Raw genomic sequence first — 411 nt, 5'->3', positions numbered from 1 at the left:
TTTGTACTCCACCGGCCACAACCGGGCTCACTACTACACCCCCCCCTCTTCCCCCACCCCGCCCTCTGCCGATCCACTCGACACCGGCCGTGTGGGCCGCCTCGATGACATCGAGCACCGCGGCCTCGGCCGCCCGATGCCCCTCGGTGCGGGGCAGCGACCGCTGCGCGGCCCAGCGGCCGTTCCCGTCCATGACACAGGCGACGTGACGAGGGATGCCTCTCACCCCCCCCGCCCCGACGACATCGCGACCACGACGCAGACCCCCAAGTGAATCCCTCCGGGGACGGACTCTTTCACAGAATGTGACGCGGCGAACACTAACCGTTGCCCGGGTGACGCGCACCGTGGTTCCTCCGGCGATCCCGGCGGCGGCGAGCCTGCTGCTCGCCACGCTGTGGGGGTTCGCGG

The 411-nt window shown here is 70.8% G+C and carries 1 pseudogene; it reads right to left on the bottom strand.

Annotated elements, in window-relative coordinates:
• Positions 1-70: 70 nt before the first annotated feature.
• Positions 71-193 (bottom strand): annotated as a pseudogene (locus FLW16_RS45860) (undecaprenyl diphosphate synthase family protein); the annotation flags it as partial.
• Positions 194-411: the final 218 nt, after the last annotated feature.

Source organism: Microbispora sp. KK1-11, from assembly GCF_006874435.1.
Classification (GTDB): domain Bacteria; phylum Actinomycetota; class Actinomycetes; order Streptosporangiales; family Streptosporangiaceae; genus Microbispora; species Microbispora catharanthi.
The sequence above is the reverse complement of the archived record's forward strand: the minus strand, read 5'-3'. Positions and strand labels throughout refer to the sequence as shown.